Genomic DNA, 19232 nt, shown 5'->3' on the forward strand with positions numbered 1-19232 from the left:
CTCTCTTGAGGCAAGAGAGGGGATTGAGGGGTGAGTTCGGGTTGAGAAAAGGGGCAATAACCAAATCAAAAACAATACACATGCCGGTAAAAGCCCTATTTACAAGATTTTTCAAATATTTATAGCAATTTTAACCGGACATTACTGGTATGAACTATTAAAAATAGCTCAATACTGTATAAAAAAATGTTATATCTTTTTGTCCCTTTGTTCCTCTGTCCCTTTGTTACAGGAAGTCGATATCCATGCCCGACGAAATGAACCTGTTCGGTGAGAGCATTCCCGATCCGGGAAAGCCGATTAAAAGTCAGCCGCTTGCCGACCGTTTTCGACCTGTCAGCCTCGATGAATTTGTCGGGCAGGAACATCTTGTCGGCGAGGGAGGATACCTCCGGGAAGCCATCGCAAACGATCAGATATCGTCCATTATTTTCTGGGGGCCTCCGGGCTCTGGTAAAACAACGCTTGCGCGTATCATCAGCAACTCGACCGATGCCGAGTTCGTTTCGTTTTCCGCCGTGTCGAGCGGCGTCAAGGAAATCCGTGAGGTTGTCGCACAGGCACGGATGCGCCCGAACAAGACTATATTATTCATAGACGAGATTCACCGGTTCAACAAGGCACAACAGGACGCTTTTTTGCCCTTTGTCGAGGATGGAACGATCGTTCTCATAGGGGCAACGACCGAGAATCCTTCGTTCGAGGTGAACTCGCCGCTCCTTTCGCGGTCGCGGGTTCTTGTGCTCAATTCCCTTACGGACGACAATATCCGCACGATCGTCCGGCGGGTCATCGAAGACACAGGTCGCGGTCTTGGCGGGACTGTCGGCGATATCGAAGAGAAAGCGCTCGATGCCCTCGTATCGTTCAGCGGCGGAGACGCGCGCCGTGCGCTCAATGTGCTCGAGCTTGCTGCCGGAATGGTGAAAAAGGCCGGAAAAGGCGGCGCGGTAATAACCCTCGGGGATGTGGAAAAAGCCTCCCAGCGGAGGATGCTCCGCTATGATCGTGCTGGCGAGGAGCACTATAACATCATCTCCGCCATTCATAAGAGCATGCGTGGTTCCGATCCCGATGCCGCGCTCTACTGGTTCTGCCGTATGCTCGAGGGAGGCGAGGACCCGCTCTATATCGCGCGCCGTGTCGTCCGGTTCGCCACGGAGGATGTGGGAAACGCCGACCCGCAGGCGCTCCAGGTGGCAATCGCCGCCACCGAAACGTACCGCTTTCTCGGAACGCCGGAAGGAGAGCTGGCAATCGCCCAGGCTATCATATACTGCGCGACTGCGCCGAAATCCAACGCGATCTATACGGCGTATTCCGAAGCGCGGGGGGATGCCCGTAAATACGGGGAGCTGCCGGTTCCCATGCATATCAGGAACGCTCCGACCCGTCTTATGAAGAATCTCGGGTACGGCAAGGGATATGAGTACGATCATAACTCCGAGGACAGTTACTCAGGCCAGGATCACCTGCCGGATAAGCTCCTGGGAACACATTATTATATACCTTCGAAGTACGGCTTTGAAAAGGTTATCTCCGAACGCCTCAAGTGGTGGGAAGACCGTAAACGCGAAAGAAAGAACGAAACATGATAAATACAGGAACAGAAAAACCCGCCGGGCTTCTGGGAATCGATGTGGACGGTACCCTGATCACCGATGACGGACATATTACTGAAGCGGTTTACAAGGCGCTCGAAAAGGCTGTGTCTGCCCGCTGGGAATTTGTTATCGCGAGCGGCCGCACGTTTTATGCCGCCAAGACGGTGATCGACCGGCTGCCGTTTCTCCGCTATGCGGTGCTCAGCAACGGATCGTGTATAGTCGATGTCAGGACAGGTACGGTGCTGCATCTCGAAAAACTGCCTTCCGCCGTGGTAAGGGAGGTTGTGAGAATAACCCGTGAGCTCGGTGCGATACCAACCCTGTACAGCACCGACATTCATCACCAGACGGTCTATTACGATACGCTCGAGGGAGCCTGCGATTATTTCACCTGGTATGTTACCAACGATAAGCGGTGTACGATGATCGATGATGTCATGACCGTTACCGATGATGTCCTCCAGATCGGGATGATTGCCGCGCGGGAGATCATTTTTTCCATTCGCGATGCATTGAAAGAGGTTACGGCCAAGGTAATCGCTCTTCCGTTCGAGAGCGTGCATTTCGGCGGGAAAAGCGATGAATTCTGGTTTTTGCAGGTTGTGACGGAACAGGCGACAAAACACAATGCGCTCCGCCGTATCGCCGGCTGGCTCGATGTTCCTCCGGGGCGGCTTGTCACGGTCGGCGATAACTACAACGACGCCGATATGATAAGCCTTGCGGATGTGGGCGTGGCCATGGGAAACGCGCCAGATGAGATAAAAAAAATCGCCCGCGAGGTTGTCGGCTCGAATAACGGCTCCGGGCTCGCGGAGGTTGTCGACCGCATCATACTGAACGAAGATTATTTTCGCTGAACAATCAGGGTGCGTCCGGGGTAAGTGATGCCGAAAGGTGCGTTACTGACCGGCAGTGAGACGTTTCCTGATCCGTACGGCGATAAAAGCCGCAGGTATGGTGGTAATGAGGTCGCCGATGAGAGGGATAAACAGGCCGACCTTCAGGAGGGTATATACGGAAGCGGGGACATCGGCGATCCAGTGCATTGCAACAATGAGCCACAGGACTCCGGGAACGTAGATTCCGGCAAGACCGGCGATCATGATAAATAAGGCGAATATAACCGATCCCCGTCTGTTGAACCGGGCAAGGAATCCTGTCAATGAAGCGCATACGGTGAATCCGAGGATATATCCGAAGGTCGGGGAGAGAATGTAGGCCGGACCGCCTCCCGAGGCGAAAACGGGAAGACCTGCCAGCCCGACGATCATATAGAGTGTGCAGGCTGCAGCGCCCTGCACCGGCCCGAGACAGTAGCCTGTAATAAGAGCCGCGGAGGATTGCAGGGTCAGCGGAACGATCCCGGTGGGAATCCGTATGAACGCAGAGACCGCCATGAAGGCGGCAAACAGGGCTGTCCGTGTTATGGTTACTGTTTTCGTTGTCATAGCCGATCGTAAGATTTAATGGAACACGGATTTACGCGGATCGGACGGATTTACGCGGATTTTTATTAATAAGCATATATTTTAAGTGTTTACGGTAAGGATTCGCTAACAATAGCATAAACAATATATTATATCTTTAAACGACTTAAAACGATATTTTTATTAAACCAATCGGGAATTGTGAAACAAGTATACTGTCTGACCATATGATGTGCAAATACTTTCGGGTTGTCGCCGGAATCCGTGGTATTAAAAACAAGAGAACAAAAAATCGAAGCAGGATATTGATATGAAAGCAGGAATAACAGGACTTCCGTACAGCGGAAAAACAACGCTCTTCTGTGCGCTTACGGGGCAGAATTATGAGCACCTTGCCCATGACAGGGATATTCACATCGGTACGGTCAGGGTTCCGGATGCCCGTCTTGACGCCCTGTTCGAAATGTTCAAGCCGAAAAAGATAACGTACGCCGCCATGGAGTATTTCGATGTGGCAGGGCAGGCCGTGGCACAGGAAAAAGGGATGGAGCCGAAAGCGCTCCTGACACTCAAGAGCGCCGATTCGCTCATTGTCGTTCTCGATGCATTCGGCGTTAATGCCGATCCCGGCGCGGATTTTAAAACCCTTATGGATGATCTGGCTCTCAACGACCTGATCGTGGCGACCAACAGGCTCGAACGTCTCGGAAAGGAGTCGCGAAGCGGTAAAAGCGACGATCAGACTCATGAAAAAGCCCTGCTCGAACGGTGCCGTGATACGCTCGAAAGCGGGGACATGCTCCGCGACATGGAGCTATGTGAAGAGGAAGAAAAGGCTCTCCGCGGATTCCAGTTCCTGACCCGCAAACCGCTCCTCATAGTGATCAATATCCCGGAGGCGCTTCTTGCCGGGAACAATGCCCATGAGATGGAACAGCGCTTCAGCACCGTCAAAAACGCCCGGTGTGCGGCGATCTGCGCCCAGATCGAGATGGAAATTGCCGCGCTCGATGACCCCACGGAGCGCGTGGAATTCCTCAAATCCATGGGAATCGAGGAGCCTGCCCTCGGCCGTCTCATACGGATGAGTTATGAAAGTCTGGGGCTTATGTCGTTCTTTACCGCCGGCGGAACCGATGAGGTGCGGGCATGGACTGTCCGAAAGGATTCCCATGCCCCCGAGTGTGCGGGAGTGATCCATTCCGATCTGGAACGCGGCTTCATCAGGGCCGAAACCATTTCGTACGAGGATCTCATGAGCGCCGGTTCGCTGAAGGTTGCCCGCGAGAAAGGATTGCTGCGCATCGAGGGCAAGGATTATATCGTTCAGGACGGCGATATTCTGACCATCAGGTTCAGTGTGTAATACCAGGGCATATCACTTTTCGACGAATTGGAATCTATGAAGTATAATTAGGATTAATAATGACCTGTCAAGCTGAAAAATCGATCCCCGATCGATTCGGGGATTGAAATCGTATAGTGTAAATGCAGCTGGTTTTTGAATGCAATTTGATAAAGGAGTGTCTATATAATGATGATTTATAGTGTGGTGGTATGTATTTCAAGGCGTAAAAGATCGGGAGTTCATCAATGGACCATATAAACGTGACGAGGGAAGGTGAAAAAAAACTCCATGAAGAATTAAAATATCTCAAGGAGGTTCGAAGACCCCAGGTTATCAATGCTCTCAAGGAAGCCCGAAGAAAGGGCGATCTTTCTGAAAACGCCGAGTATGATGCCGCCCGCGAGGAACAGCGATTCCTTGAATCGCGTATCCATACTCTTGAGGTTATGGTCCGTAGCGTTCGGATCATCAATGAGTCAAGGATACCCGATGACAAGGTATATATCGGCGCCCGTGTCGGTCTCGAGGATATCGAATCCGGAGAGGAGCTTTTTTACATTCTGGTCAATGAAATCGAGGCGGATTTCAAAGCGCGGAAGATATCCACTACTTCTCCCATCGGCAAGAGTCTCCTCGGCAAAAGTGTCGGAGATGCCGTCGAGATAACTATTCCGAAAGGGACGCTGCGATACAGGATTACATCGATATCCAGATAAATTGGTATTGCCTGCCGGTATTTCCGGTATTTTAAGAGAGCTCGGTGAATTATACAGACGCATATATTCAGAAATGTATTGAATCAGTGTTACGGATGAGTTATATTAAAGCATGGAAACCTGCATTTTATATCGGTATATGAGGCACATTCCAAACATCCCGCCGTTTGTTCCGATTTTATGATGATACATATATGTTGTATAGAATCATAAAATACTTGTGTTTTTCCACAAAATATTGTATATATCAAATTACTGAATCATAACCGGGGGACAGGTATATCCGGTCACTACCGAAGAGTATTACCAAAATGTGTAAAAATAAGGAGCCGGCAGGCATGGATGAAATCGAAGAGCTTTTTAAAAAGTATACTGTTCTCCTCGATCTCTATGCCGAACTCGAATCAGTTTCGGAGAATATATGCCGTGCTCTGGAAACCGGGTCATCTCTTGCGGGTATTGCCGGGAATCTCCGTGAAAAAAAGGAGATAGTCGAACGGATCGGTCATGAATCGGAAACGATCGCGTGCCTTAAGAAAACCATAGCCGACCGCAAGCTCATATCCGATGCAGAACGTGTCATGGTCAGGAACGCCGAGGAAGACCTCACCGAGGCGGTCAGCCGTGTTGTCGACCAAGGGCAGAGAACCTGTGAACTCATGATGAAACAGGGTGTAAAAGTATCGAGGAGATGATACGGCGGGATTGATAAGTGCGACAGGCAACAGAAAAAAACACTGTAAGAAAACGATGACAAAAACCGGTAAAAATACTCCCGGGGGAAAGACGGCTGAAGGAGCTGTTCAGCATGTCCCGACGCCGGACATGAAAAGTGAATTGCCGTTAAACGGCGCTGTTCCGGGCGATGTGAAACCGGAAACCGTCGACTTCATGCGGGGGCTCATCGAGTCGTTCAATGCTTCCGCTGCGAAACTCAAGGAAGCGTATTCCGCGCTTCAGGAAAAGTTCGACAGGCTCAATCTCAGGCTCGAGGAAACGAACCGTGAGCTGACCATAAGCCTCGCGGAACAGGAACGTCTGTCAAACTACCTGACCAATATTCTCGAAAGCCTCTCTTCAGGTGTGCTGGTCATCGATACCGGCGGACGGATAACACTTTTCAACCGCGGAGCTGAAACCATAACGGGTATACAGACGTCTGATGCTCAAGGAAAACAATACAGCGAGGTAATGGGAGGGACAACCCCTGTCGAATTGACGCCGCTCCGGACGCTCTCGAACGGCGAACGCCGCTCAAACATGGAAAAACGGCTGACAGCCCGGAACGGGCAGCAGATTCCCGTGGGATTTTCCACATCTCCGCTTCTCAATAAAGCGGGAGAGATGATCGGCGCTGTGGAAATTTTCATGGACCTGAGCAGGATAAAGGCTCTCGAAGAAGAGATTTCCCGGATGGACAAGCTGGCGGCTCTCGGCCAGATGGCTGCGACCATGGCTCACAAGATACGGAATCCCCTCGGAGGAATTGCCGGTTTTACGGGCCTTCTCCAGCTCGAACTCGATGAAAATGACAACGGGAAGCGTCTTCTCGGAAAAATAACCGAGGGAGTTGACAAGCTTGACAGAATTATCACGAGCCTTCTCTCGTACACCGCGCGGCTCAGGCTCAATACCCGTCTGGTCGATCTCGGAGAACGCATGACCCGTGTGATCGAGGTGCTCAGGGATGAACGTCCCGGAGATACCGAAGGCGTTGAGTTCGGGCTCGATTTACCCGCGGGCCCCGTATCGGCGGAAGTGGACAGCGAGCATTTCACCGGAGCGATGCTCAATATTGTCCGTAACGCCGTTGAGGCCATCGATGGTGACGGGAAAATCACGGTGCGGATATGTCACGGCGGATTCGATATGAAACCCGCGTGCCCGCTTACCGTAAAGCTGCTCGGGAGGATACGGGAGTCGTCCGGACTTGCAAAGACCGGGCTTCCGGGCGCAATAATAACGGTGACCGATACCGGAGCCGGCATGGATGACGATGTTATCGATAAACTGTTCGTGCCGTTCTTCACAACGAAAGAAAACGGCATTGGATTGGGGCTTGCAGCCGCACGGAAGGTTATCGAGGCGCATCACGGGGAAATATGGATTGAAAGCGAATCCGGCGCAGGAACCGCGGTGGGGGTAGTACTGCCCGGAACGAATATGGCATGATAGGAATGAATCCCCGTACTGGTGAATCATTACAGGCGGGCGATGCATGGTACAGATGATTATGAAGACAGTGTACGGAACGGGGAATTCGATGAAAAACATGGTTGGCATCCTTGTTGTAATGGCATGTGTATCCGGTTTCGTTCCGGCAGCGGTCGCTGAAAACGCCCCCGTATGGAATCCCGCATGGAAATTCAGCATGGAGGTCATTGTTCAGGAAACCGCGGGGATCGACCGTATACAGGAGCCTGTCGAATGTGAAATCGCGCTGGTTCATCCGATGAAAAGCGGCGATGTTAAGACTGTTCCCGCCGATATACGCCGCGAGGTGAGGGTTGTCCGCTGCACCGCCGAAAAGCGTTTTATCGAGATTTCATCGCAGGTATATGATATCCGCGCGGGCGCGAAAAACGTGAAGAGCGATCCACCGACAGTCGCCGTGCGGGCTCGGGTTGTGTTCATGGCCGATGTCAAGGCTCTTTCATCCGAGCGGTATCTTGTCTGTTGCGGCAATCCCGAAGCGAAACCGCCGCAGTATGATACGCCGATGACCGTGACCGGGAAGGATGTATTTTATACGATCGACAACCCGATGTACCGGATCATCACCGAGGAAAAGAGCGGGCAGATCGACGAGATCGATCTCAAATTCGCCACGAAGCCCTCGCTGCGGTTCAAATACGGCACTCTCCACTGGAATCCCGACTTCATTGTTGTTCCCGGTGATTTCCCGATGACGGGGTATACGTGGTGGTATGCCCACCATTTCGACAAGCCGGAGTATGAGGTCGAATCCGGCCCCGTATTTTTTTCGATAAAGCGACGGCAGCTCATTCCCGGGCAGGACACCGCATATATGGAGGTGTATTACCGTTTTTATGCGGGGCTTCCGTACTTTATCAGCGAGACGCTCATCGAGGCAAAGAAGGATACGCGAACTTTCGCCATCAGGAACGACGAGCTTGCATTCGGGAGAAACGATTTCAACCTTGTCGGCTGGCGGAACAAGACCCCCGACATGTTCGAGAGTCACCTGGGAGAGATCGGCTCGACCGGCCTTTATTACGAGGGCTACCACAGCGGCCATGTCCTGGGAAGCGCGCTCCCGCCCAACATGGCATGGATCAGCATGTTTAACCGCAACAACGGCTACGGGGTCGGTAGCATTCGCCTCGAATGGGAGAATATAAACCGTCTGACCGGCGAACCCTCGCCGCTCTATAACTCGCACACCGTCATCAGCGAGCATGACGAGGGCCTGTACTGGTTCAGGAGCCTCATTTATTCGCCGAGAGCCATTGAAGGTGTCAGCACGGACGAGCTGGAGAAATACCTCGTCAGGGTTCCAAAAGGCTCGTCCTACCGTGAAAAGAACGCCTATGTCATGTATGCATCGGATAAGGACAATCCCTTCGGGCCTATAGACGATCTCTGGATGAAACTTCGGAAACCGTTGCAGGTGAAAGTAATACAGCCGAAATAGAATTAATGTGTAGAATATCGTAACTGCGCCGGATACACGCGATATCGTGGTTTTAATGACCGAAAGGAACTGACGATCGTGAGCAGAATACTCGTAGTCGATGACGAATCTCTCATGAGGGAATTTATTACCGAGTCGCTCATATCCCATGGCTATGAGGTCGATGACGCCGGGGACGGCTCGCGTGCCCTCGAGTTCATGGGAAACGAGACCTACGATATAATCCTGACCGACTTCAAGATGCCCAAGGTCACCGGTATGGATGTGCTCCGGCGCGCCCGTGAAAAAATGCCCGATGCCAAGGTGATAATCATGACCGCTTACGGCACGGTGGAGAATGCGGTGGAAGCAATGAAACTCGGCGCATTCGACTATATAACAAAGCCTTTCAGCGTCGATGAAATTCTCATTCTGGTCAAACGGGCGCTCGAATTCACCAGACTTCAGAAAGATAACGTCCGGCTCCAGGGCGAGCTCGAAGAAGTATACGGCTCACGGAATATTATCGGGAAATCGACCTCGATGAAAAAGATTTTCGAGGTTATCGATACGGTGAGCACATCACGCTCGACGGTGCTCATTACCGGTGAGTCGGGCACCGGCAAGGAGCTTGTGGCGAGGGCGGTTCACTATTCGAGTCCTCGGCAGAGAGGACCGTTCGTGAAACTGAACTGTGCGGCGCTCCCTTCGGAACTCATGGAAAGCGAGCTTTTCGGGCACGAGAAAGGCGCTTTTACCGGTGCGGTGAAAAAATATCACGGGCGGTTCGAACGTGCGAACGGTGGCACGCTCCTCCTCGATGAGATCAGCGAAATGAGCCCGCATCTTCAGGCAAAACTTCTGCGGGTGCTCCAGGAACGCGAGTTCGAGCCGGTCGGCTCCGCGGAAACCATAAAGGTCGATGTCCGAATCGTGGCCACAACAAACCGCAGCCTGTCCGAGCTGATCGATAAAGGTGAATTCCGTGAAGACCTCTTTTACCGGCTCAATGTCATCAATATTTCACTTCCCCCTCTCCGTGAGCGGCGCTCGGATATACCGATGCTCGCCGAACATTTTCTCAAGAAATACAACGCTGAAAACGGAAAGGCAATCGAGGGTATATCCGACGATGTACTCGATGTATGGCTCGAATATAACTGGCCCGGAAATGTCCGGGAGCTCGAGAATGCTGTCGAACGCGGGGTAGTTCTGTGCAAGGGGAAAATACTCGAGGTTGGCGATATACCGTCCGTAACGGCAGGAAACGGCAGATTGTCCGAGTCCTTTGACGCTCAGCCCGCGGGTGGTATTTCATCTTCGTTCGGGCCGGGAACGACCCTGTCGGATATGGAGCGCGAGCTTATCATGAAAACCCTCCAGTCACAGGGTGGCAACCGTACCAATACCGCCGATGTACTTGGTATCAGTGTGCGGACGCTTCGTAATAAACTCGCGCTGTACGGGGAGATGGATGCCTTTAAAAATTGAGTAAGGTATATAATTACACTGTTTATTCGGGAAATTCATCGCATAAATGATATGGAATATCATAATTGAGACCGTGAGTGGGCAAATATTTCCTGCCCGGTGATTTTTTTACATTACAGGGTGTTTTTTGAATTGTTTTACAGTCGATTCTGAAGGGATAACGAACAAGGATAAATCAGTATAAGTTGCTGTAAGTATAGAAGTAATTGTGTATTCGCTGTGCGCTGCGGATCCCTTTTGGCACATACTTTGCACCAATAAACCGGCGGATACCTGTATACAATGAGATTTACAGACACATACATGGTCAGCAGCACGGGAAGAGACAAATGATAAAAGAACTGCTTTTCAATCAGAAACCGGATATTCTCCTGACAAAGATGCTCGACAAGTCAGCCCTGAACCAGCGGGTGATAGCATCGAATGTGGCGAATATCGGTACACCGGGTTATGAACGGCTCGGAGTCAGTTTCGATGAGAAGCTTTCCCGGGCTATGAGGCTGAGCAAAAAAATAAAAATATCGGATCCCCGTCACATACCGTCGCCGGACTGGGTCAAGGAAATAAAACCCGAGGTTGTCAAGATTGAAGACGGATACTGGAACGGCATCAACAATGTCAATATAGACGAGGAAATGGTCGATTTGGCGAAAACACAGCTCGATTTCAACAGCGCCGCACGTCTCATGAACCTGCGGTTCACCCAGCTCAGAACAGCGATCAGGGGGAGGCGGTAATCCATGAAGATAATACCCCTCAAAGACCATATGTTCCGGGGTAACATCTACCGTTCAATCGATATAGCCGCTTCGGGAATGACGACCCAGCGGCAGCGGATGGACGCCATCGCCTCGAACATCGCTAACGCCCAGGTGACCAATGTGGACGGCAACGGCAGCCCCTATCTCAGGAAACATGTTGTCATGAGTAAAGTGCCCGATCGGACATTTGAAGCGACCCTCAGGGAATATATGATAAAGCCGCGAACGACCGAATCCGGTCATATTCCGGAAATGAGTGGCAGCAGCCGGGTCAAGGATGTGACTCCTCTGGTCGAGGGGAGTGAAATCGAGATACCCAACATGAGAAAGAATGTCGTCTATGATCCTTCGCATCCTGATGCGGATGCCGATGGTTTTGTTGTATACCCTGACATCAATGTCATCGAGGAGATGACCGATCTCATGGTTGCAAGCAGGGCATTCGATGCAAATGTGACCGTGGTGAATGCCGCGAAGCAGATGATCATGAGGTCGCTCGATATTTAATGAGTCGTTACATGATATACTGTCTGATGATTATTTTTGAGGGAATTTTATAGAGTGGAGTTTTCACGGTTTATGAATGACGAACAGGATTCCGGGACAGCTTGATTGGAGCCGGACATGCTTGATGTAGCGAAAGTTGCCGAATACGGTTCATATTCATACAAACGTGATACACGAACGGGTAAAGACAATCCGGGCGTGAATTTTAATGATATCATGACAGGTTCGGGCGCCATGCCCGATAAACCCGAAGCACCATTTGTCCGTATGGGAAAGGAAACGGAATTAGCCGCTGATTCTCCGGTGGAAGTTGAGATGTATAACCGGAGCGGTACGATTTTCAAGTATAGTTCATATGTCGGCGTAAACCTTGATTTAATCGCATAGTGAGGTAATTTTGGTACGGAAGATCAATCGCAGCACAGTGTACAAAATGCTTATTGCTTTCGGTAACATCTTATTTGTTTTAACAGGGCTCTATATAATAAACTATGATATGGCAACTCCAGTCAATGCCACGGAAGACCGTGAGATACCCCGTGAGGCGGTCATTCCGTTCAGGCAGCTGACGCGAGAGGAGAAGACGCGACAGTTTTTTGAGGATATGGATATCGATACATCGCGGCTGACATCGCATGATATTCATCAGAGTCTTGGGCCATGGGAATCATACATCAGGCAGTATTCCTCCCAGTATAACGTGGATCCCGATCTCGTGAGTGCGATTGTATATGCGGAGAGCAAGGGCGATCCGTTCCGTATTTCAAAAGATGGCGCGCTCGGGCTTATGCAGATTATGCCTGAAACCGCCGGTTTCCTTGGGTTTGACAATGTTCTCGACCCCGAGGAAAACATCCGTGCGGGTGTCATGTACATAGCATGGCTGCTGAGCCGTTACGGCGAGACGCATGCTTTATGGGCATGGAACGCAGGTCCCGCCCGGGTGGATATTAAAGTGATGCCGGGCGAGACACGTAAATTTATCGTCGAGGTCCTGACGGTCAAGAGATTCCTGAAAGAAGCCCATGCGCGGGACGGTTTAAGCTGATTGCTGTAAAAGGATTCCGGATGCCCGACAGCACCCGTGATTGTCCGGATAATCCACAACGGCAATAATAACGGTTTTTTATGCATATTATACTGTTTTTATAATTGTTCTGAATTTTAAAGAAAAATATATGTTTGCAGATGATTTAAGTTGACAAGTTGAATAATTTACCCTAATTTTATAAAGGATAATAAGAACCATTGAGGAGGAATGGGCAGTGAATACTCCTATTACCCGTGTCGGGGGACAGGGTATAGCGCCTCTCAAGCCGCTCGCTGATGGTAAAGTGAAAGACGGCGATGCCTCGTTTGCCGGAACTCTGGAGAAATTTGTCAACGATGTGAATTCTCTCCAGAACCGTGCGGATGAATCGATCGAAAAACTGGCGACCGGAGAAATATCCGATGTTCACCAGGTTATGATCGCGGTTGAGGAAGCGAATACCGCTATGGAGTTCATGCTCGAAATTCGGAACAAAATAATTGAAGCTTACCAGGAAGTCATGCGAATGCCTGTGTAGGTATTCATAAAATGCAGAACCGGTGACACTCTGAACTGTGACCGTTGGATGCTGGTTTAAAAGTGTACCGGATACAGTTCGTCGGATCGGTGGCATGTTCGAATTATTAGAGAGAGTTCTATCGAGATTCAAGGATGTCTGGGTGAAGATGACGCTCAACCAGCGGGTTATAAGCGGAGCGGTCATTGTAGCCATCATAGGAGTTGCCATTTTTTTAGTTTCTCTCTCCGGCAACATGATACAATATTCTCTTCTTTTTGCCGAGCTCAATCCCCAAAGCGCCTCTGAAATTGTATCAATTCTTGAACAGCAGAATGTTCCCTACAAATTGACCCGTAACGGGACAGCGATTGAAGTTCCCGCCGACAGGGTCGACCGTCTCAAGATAGACCTCGTAACCCAGGGACTTCCATCGGAAGGCATTGTTGGTTATGAGATTCTTGACACTACCAATTTTGGCATGTCCGATTTCCTCCAGAAAGTCAATTACCAGCGCGCTCTCATGGGTGAGCTCAGGAAAACCCTCAGAACGCTCGATGAAATCGAGGACGCCAATGTGCATCTCAATATACCCGAACCGACGCTTTTTACCGAAAATGTACAGAAACCGACCGCTTCGGTGACTCTCAAGCTGCGCCGTGGCCGCACCCTTGCACCGAGCACCGTACAGGCGCTCACGAACCTTGTCGGTTCAGCAACCGGTATCGCTCCGGGGGATGTAACGATCGTTGACACGAGAGGGACGCTTCTGACCAAGCCTTCCATGGATGAAATGGCTATGCTTTCCAGCACACAGATGGAAATGAAGGTCAAAGCCGATCAGTATCTTGCCGAAAAGGTCAAAACCATACTCGACGGTGCTTTTGGTGCAGGGATCGCTCTCGTAACCGTCAATTCCGAGCTCAATTTCGACCGTGTGGAGCGGACAACAACCACATACAGCCAGGATACGAGCGCCATTCTCAGCGAGGAACGCGAAGAGGAGACCAATCCCACAACCGAGGGCGGAGGTCGGGAACATACGGTAACGAATTACAATACGGGCAATACGGTGGAGAATTTTGTTGTCAGCCCCGGAAACATCAGCCGGCTCACCGTAAGTGTCATGATAGACGCGAAGGATTCCACATGGGTGGATGAGAACGGGGAACGCCAGGTTGCCAAGGTATCGTGGACCGATGCAGAGCGGTCGCAGATACGCACGATCTGTGAGAATGCGGTTGGGTATGACGCGGGACGCGGTGACCGTCTTGAGGTTGTTGCGCTTCCCTTCGGGACTCGTGAATACGAGGAAGCGGCCGGAGAGCGCCTGACATTTCGGGCCGCTATCATTGACAGCGTCCAGGCAATCGGAATGATTGTTGTCATCCTTGTGGGACTCCTTATATTCTACGTTTTGCTTCGTCAGATAGCCCGTTCCCTGGATCCTTCAAAAGTTTCTCTTCAGATCGATAAAATTCTCGAAAAAGAAAAGAAGGCTATTGTGGAAGAAGAGGAAGTCGAGGTCGAATCTGAAAAGGCCACGCTTATCCGGAAAATTATCTCGAAAGCGTCCATGGATCCGGAAATCACCGCAAAAACGATCAGAACCATTTACCGTGAGGGCAAGGAATAATCCGGGATTGGTTAATGGAGATTGGTTCATAGTTCATAGTTCCTGGTTTGTGGTTTATTGTTTTTGATTTATGGTAGTGAATTCGTATTTGTCTGTTGATATTGAATTAACCGGAAATCTGTTCCTGGTGAATATTGATTGAGAAACAGGGATAAAAAATGTTAGAGCCAACCAGAGCCGCTGCAAAAACTTTTGATGAGCTGACGTCCTATGAAAAAGCGGCTATTGTCCTTGTAGCACTTGGTAAGGACGTTTCCTCACAGGTTATGCGTAACATGCCTGACCGTGAGATAGAGCGTCTGACTGTTGAGATTGCCCGCCTGAAGCAGGTAGACCCGAAGACCGAAATGCAGATTCTGAAGGAGTATTTCTCCATGCTTCAGGCTTCGGAGTATATTTCCGAAGGCGGCATCGATTTTGCCAAGGAACTTCTCGAATCATCGCTCGGAAAAGCCCGGGCCGATGGCATACTCAAGAAGATATCCGAATCCCTGAATCCCGGCGGCTTCGAGCTTCTCAAGGATGTTGACCCTATTCATCTTCTCGAATTTATCAGGAACGAACACCCGCAGACAATCGCGCTCATTCTGTCCCAGCTCAATCCCGGCCAGGCCGCTCAGGTTCTCGGCCAGCTGCCCGAGGATATCCAGACCGATGTTTCCATGCGGATAGCGACAATGGAAAAAATCTCCCCGGAAGTTATCCGCGAGATAGAGAGCGTTCTCGATGTACACCTCAAGGAGGTTATTTCCGGTAACCTGTCGGCTTCGGGTGGTATCAAGGCTATTGCCTCCATTCTCAACCTCGTTGACCGTTCGACCGAGAAATCGATTCTCGGTAACCTCGAAATGGAAAATCCCGAGCTCACCGCAAACATCAAGAACCTCATGTTCGTTTTCGAGGACCTGCTGATTCTCGATGACCGCGGCATCCAGCTTATCCTCAAGGAAGTCGACACGAAAGAGCTCGCGATTGCGTTGAAGGCGGCTTCGGAAGAGCTCAAGAACAAGATTTTCAAGAATGTTTCCGAACGTGTGGTTACCATGATCCAGGAGGAAATGGATTATGCCGGCCCCATGCGTCTGAGCGTTGTCGAGGAAGCCCAGCAGCGAATCGTAGAAATTGTCCGTCGTCTCGAGGAAGAGCAGCAGATCGTTATTGTCCGCGGCGGCGAAGGCGGCGAGATTTTTGTCTGACAATTCCGGTGTCACTCGATATTTTTCGCGGGAGTGTCCTTTGTCGAATGTCATTAAAAATCCAAAGAATGCCAAAGACCCTTTCATTCTCGATTCTCCGACCGATTCTTCCGGCGCCCGTAAAAAAGTACGCAAACGGAATCCCGATTCTCTCGATTTTTTGAAGACCATATCCGACGAGATTGCCAGTCTCAACGAATCGTTTTCCCGGGCTGCAAGAAGGCAGTCGGATGACCGGAAAAAAGAGCTGGACAGGATATATAACGAAGCGAAAAGCAAGGGTTTTCAGAAGGGTTTTGACGAGGCCCTCGAAAAAGAGCGGTCTGAGAAGATGATCGCCGTAGACATGCTCCTCAAGGATGCTAAGAAAAAGAATAAAAATGCCATCCGCGGGCTCGAACTCAAGGTGATTGACCTTGCTGTCGCGCTCGCCGAGCAGATTACCCGCAAGACCATCGATACGTATCCTGAAATAGTCGAGGATATAATCGAGGAAACCATGGCGTATCTTATCGGGAATGAAACCCTCATGCTCAGGGTTTCCGAGCACGACTTCAAAATTATCAACAATAAATACGACAAGTGGCTTGATCTTGCGGGAAGCGCCAAGGAATTCCGTCTCGAAGTCGATCGCCGTCTCAAACCCGGCGACTGCATCATCGAGACCGAGGGCGGCATTATCGACGCTGTTGTTACGAACCGCCTTGAAACACTCGCCGAGGAACTTATCAAGGTTTCGTCGTGAGTTTGAAAGATTAATTCCACTTTATTTCATATTATTTAATCATCACCATCCGTCCGACCATGCTATAATTGCGCATTTTGAGGTGTGAAATATAAATGCCTGAAGATACAGGATTGCCGTCGTCATCATCCCCGTACCATACAACCGAATGAGTTCCTGGTGTTAATGTTTTTGTGATAAGTTCTTTAATTTTCTGGCCTTGTATGTTATAAACAGTGAGCGTGGTAAAACCAATATCCGAGAGTGAAAACATAATTGTTGTTGATATGTTGAACGGGTTGGGCGAATTTTGTAATGTTATTGGAAATACATGGTTGTGATGTTTGTCGACATCCGATATTGTATCCTCATGGATGCCGTCGTATGAAGCAAACCCTGAGTCGGTAACTATCCATTTCACATTGTTATGGTCAATAACGACACTTCTTTCCGCAGCATATAATAACCACGAGTCGTCACGGTGAAATTTCCATGTGGAACCATCAAAACTTGCCAATCCGGCCCCCGTTATACCTGAATTGTCATAAGCATTGTATATAAACCACAACACGCCATACCTATCAATAACCATTTTCCCCTTGAGATATATATCGGTCGGAGGTCTCATATAATTTTTCCATTGTGATCCATCAAAACTGAATACACCCGAATTATGGGTGTTGAACCACATGACAACATTATTATCAACTGCAATTTCTGTAATTTGGTCGTTTATTTTTAGGTCTGGTATAGGATAATACAACCAGCTTGTTCCGTTAAAACGTACAACGCCGTCTTTCGTGCCGAACCATTTGTTGTTTTTAAGATCGACTGATACAGGCTCATGAATTTGATGACCTGCACTATCATCTCTGTAATTTTTCCACGAGACACCATCATAGCTTGAAACAGCACCGCTCGCGAACCATTTTACATTTTCTTGATCCACTGACATTGACGATATAAAATTATCATGAATTCCGCAATTTTCCGTGGAATATGTTTTCCATGATATTCCATCAAAGCTTAATATTCCTTTTCCTGCTAAAGTAGAAAACCATTTGATATTATTATTGTCAACAACAACTCTATATATATTATTATCAACTAGTTCATTATCTTTTGTATAAGTTTTCCAGTTTGTGCCATCAAAACTTGACACTCCTTTTGTGGCTGTACAGAACCACATAACGTTATTTCTATCAACTGCAATATCATGTACCAAATAACTTTTCGGTCCATTAATAAACCATGTTTCCCACCCGGAGCCGTCAAATCTGCTCAAACCGTTACCCGTGCTTTGTTCCCGTGCAGTGGTTGCAAGCCATGCTACATTATCATCGTCGATAACGACAGTCTTTACCCATTCATCGGGAAGGCCACTATTTTCAGGTATATATTTACTCCATGATTTTCCGTTATTTACAAATAAGCCGGAACTTGTACAGCACCATACATTATTATTTCTATCGACTGCAAGTGAAGAGGCAGGAATTTCAAGACTTCCGTATTTTTTGAAGGCAATATCATCATACCGGTAGATACTTTTATCTGCCAGTGCGAACCATTTTATATTATCAGAACTCACGGCTATTGCATTGATTTGAACATTCGGTAGTCCGTCCTCCTCGGCATAGGCATTCCATGTTGTATCATTATAACTGGTAAGTCCTTTTGATGTTTTGAACCATTTAACATTGTTATTGTCAACCGCTAATAATCGTATGAGAGATGCTCCGGAACTATCCTTGAGATATGTTTTCCACGAAATACCATCAAAGGAAATAATGCCGGTCTGTGTAGACACCCAAAGAATATTGCTTTGGTCAACTTCAAGTGCTTCTATAGTCCCTTGAATGTGAGTAAGTTCCGGAGAATAAACGATCCATGAGCCATTACAGAATAAAACCAATTCACTGGAATTTCCAGTGGTATTACAGCACCAGACAAAATTGTTATTGCCCATGGCTATTTTAGTGAACCTGGAGCGCTGATACTGGCAACAACCTTTTTGTTCCCAAAAGAGTTTTTGTTCATATATGCCGTTGGAACGATTCCATATAATAAGCCCGCCAGTAGTTGCGCAATAAATAAAGTCTTCTTTGATGCATAAATCATTTATATCATTTCCATCAAAGTAATATGTCCATGTTCCTGCATTAATAGAATCTGTTTTGAAAAGTAGTATCAGAGCAATAATCAATAAAAGTATATGTGATTTCATGACAACCTCCTGATAGTTATATATATACGTACACATAATTATTTCAAAAAAAGTTCATCAGTAAAATTACATTTACATTGCTTGATATGGCAACAAAATTCTCTATTCTGATTAGTATAATATATATGCTATAAAATACAAGTAATATATTATGCAAATAATTATCATGTAATAGTTTAATATATTTAATAATATTAAATTATTTATAACATAAACAGAGATTACAATGTCATAAATTCTATAATAATAATTAATTATAATATAATAGTATATAATATAAAAATAATATCATAAATATGATATAAAAATGATAATAATATAACAATTATTAAATTATACGTGACAAAAAATCTATCATATATTATAATAATAACACCAGTGCTATTATAAATTACTTAAATTTTTAAAGGC

General features: G+C 48.4%; 18 protein-coding genes. 16 read left to right on the top strand and 2 right to left on the bottom strand.

What is annotated here, in order from left to right; genetic code table 11:
• Window positions 1–257 precede the first annotated feature (257 nt).
• On the top strand, window positions 258–1595 hold the full coding sequence (locus LLG96_05105; protein MCE5249581.1) for a replication-associated recombination protein A: 1338 nt from the start codon (window positions 258–260) through the stop codon (window positions 1593–1595).
• Window positions 1592–2467, top strand: a complete 876-nt coding sequence (locus LLG96_05110) for an HAD-IIB family hydrolase (GenBank protein ID MCE5249582.1) — start codon at window positions 1592–1594, stop codon at window positions 2465–2467. Before LLG96_05105 ends, LLG96_05110 begins: the two co-directional genes overlap by 4 nt.
• Before the next feature lie 42 nt (window positions 2468–2509).
• Here the strand turns inward: LLG96_05110 and LLG96_05115 are convergent, their stop codons facing one another.
• The gene (locus LLG96_05115) at window positions 2510–3058 is read right to left on the bottom strand and encodes a biotin transporter BioY (GenBank protein ID MCE5249583.1); all 549 of its coding nucleotides are present in this window, start codon (window positions 3056–3058) and stop codon (window positions 2510–2512) included.
• A gap of 289 nt (window positions 3059–3347) precedes the next feature.
• On the opposite strand from LLG96_05115, the gene LLG96_05120 reads away from it, so the two are divergent.
• From LLG96_05120 to LLG96_05185, 14 genes are all read left to right on the top strand, one after another.
• Window positions 3348–4403 (top strand): YchF family ATPase, encoded by a 1056-nt coding sequence (locus LLG96_05120; GenBank protein ID MCE5249584.1) that lies wholly within the window; start codon window positions 3348–3350, stop codon window positions 4401–4403.
• Between the two features lie 227 nt (window positions 4404–4630).
• Entirely contained in the window at window positions 4631–5101 is a 471-nt protein-coding gene (greA, locus tag LLG96_05125) for a transcription elongation factor GreA (protein MCE5249585.1), read from the top strand.
• Window positions 5102–5439: 338 nt separating this feature from the next.
• Window positions 5440–5796 (top strand): hypothetical protein, encoded by a 357-nt coding sequence (locus LLG96_05130; GenBank protein MCE5249586.1) that lies wholly within the window; start codon window positions 5440–5442, stop codon window positions 5794–5796.
• Window positions 5797–5851: 55 nt separating this feature from the next.
• On the top strand, window positions 5852–7273 hold the full coding sequence (locus LLG96_05135) for a PAS domain-containing protein (GenBank protein MCE5249587.1): 1422 nt from the start codon (window positions 5852–5854) through the stop codon (window positions 7271–7273).
• A 46-nt stretch (window positions 7274–7319) separates the two neighbouring features.
• Window positions 7320–8756 carry a hypothetical protein gene (locus LLG96_05140; protein ID MCE5249588.1) on the top strand — a complete coding sequence of 479 codons (1437 nt, stop codon included), beginning with the start codon at window positions 7320–7322 and terminating at the stop codon, window positions 8754–8756.
• Between the two features lie 78 nt (window positions 8757–8834).
• Complete coding sequence (locus tag LLG96_05145) at window positions 8835–10226, top strand: sigma-54 dependent transcriptional regulator (protein ID MCE5249589.1); 1392 nt, start codon at window positions 8835–8837, stop codon at window positions 10224–10226.
• Window positions 10227–10555: 329 nt separating this feature from the next.
• A complete protein-coding gene (flgB, locus tag LLG96_05150; GenBank protein ID MCE5249590.1) occupies window positions 10556–10963 on the top strand; it encodes a flagellar basal body rod protein FlgB in 408 nt (135 codons plus the stop codon).
• A 3-nt stretch (window positions 10964–10966) separates the two neighbouring features.
• Window positions 10967–11494 (top strand): flagellar basal body rod protein FlgC, encoded by a 528-nt coding sequence (gene flgC / locus LLG96_05155; GenBank protein MCE5249591.1) that lies wholly within the window; start codon window positions 10967–10969, stop codon window positions 11492–11494.
• A gap of 117 nt (window positions 11495–11611) precedes the next feature.
• Window positions 11612–11881 carry a hypothetical protein gene (locus LLG96_05160; GenBank protein MCE5249592.1) on the top strand — a complete coding sequence of 90 codons (270 nt, stop codon included), beginning with the start codon at window positions 11612–11614 and terminating at the stop codon, window positions 11879–11881.
• A gap of 109 nt (window positions 11882–11990) precedes the next feature.
• Window positions 11991–12542: a lytic transglycosylase domain-containing protein gene (locus tag LLG96_05165; protein MCE5249593.1), complete on the top strand. Its 552-nt coding sequence runs from the start codon at window positions 11991–11993 to the stop codon at window positions 12540–12542.
• Between the two features lie 217 nt (window positions 12543–12759).
• Window positions 12760–13062: a flagellar hook-basal body complex protein FliE gene (gene fliE, locus LLG96_05170; GenBank protein MCE5249594.1), complete on the top strand. Its 303-nt coding sequence runs from the start codon at window positions 12760–12762 to the stop codon at window positions 13060–13062.
• A 94-nt stretch (window positions 13063–13156) separates the two neighbouring features.
• On the top strand, window positions 13157–14677 hold the full coding sequence (fliF, locus tag LLG96_05175) for a flagellar M-ring protein FliF (GenBank protein ID MCE5249595.1): 1521 nt from the start codon (window positions 13157–13159) through the stop codon (window positions 14675–14677).
• Window positions 14678–14835: 158 nt separating this feature from the next.
• Entirely contained in the window at window positions 14836–15873 is a 1038-nt protein-coding gene (fliG, locus tag LLG96_05180; protein ID MCE5249596.1) for a flagellar motor switch protein FliG, read from the top strand.
• 40 nt (window positions 15874–15913) lie between these two features.
• Complete coding sequence (locus LLG96_05185) at window positions 15914–16618, top strand: hypothetical protein (protein ID MCE5249597.1); 705 nt, start codon at window positions 15914–15916, stop codon at window positions 16616–16618.
• A gap of 31 nt (window positions 16619–16649) precedes the next feature.
• On the opposite strand, the gene LLG96_05190 is transcribed toward LLG96_05185, so the two are convergent.
• Window positions 16650–18821: a hypothetical protein gene (locus LLG96_05190; GenBank protein MCE5249598.1), complete on the bottom strand. Its 2172-nt coding sequence runs from the start codon at window positions 18819–18821 to the stop codon at window positions 16650–16652.
• Between the last annotated feature and the right edge of the window lie 411 nt (window positions 18822–19232).

This window comes from bacterium (assembly GCA_021372535.1).
GTDB lineage: Bacteria > Latescibacterota > Latescibacteria > Latescibacterales > Latescibacteraceae > JAFGMP01.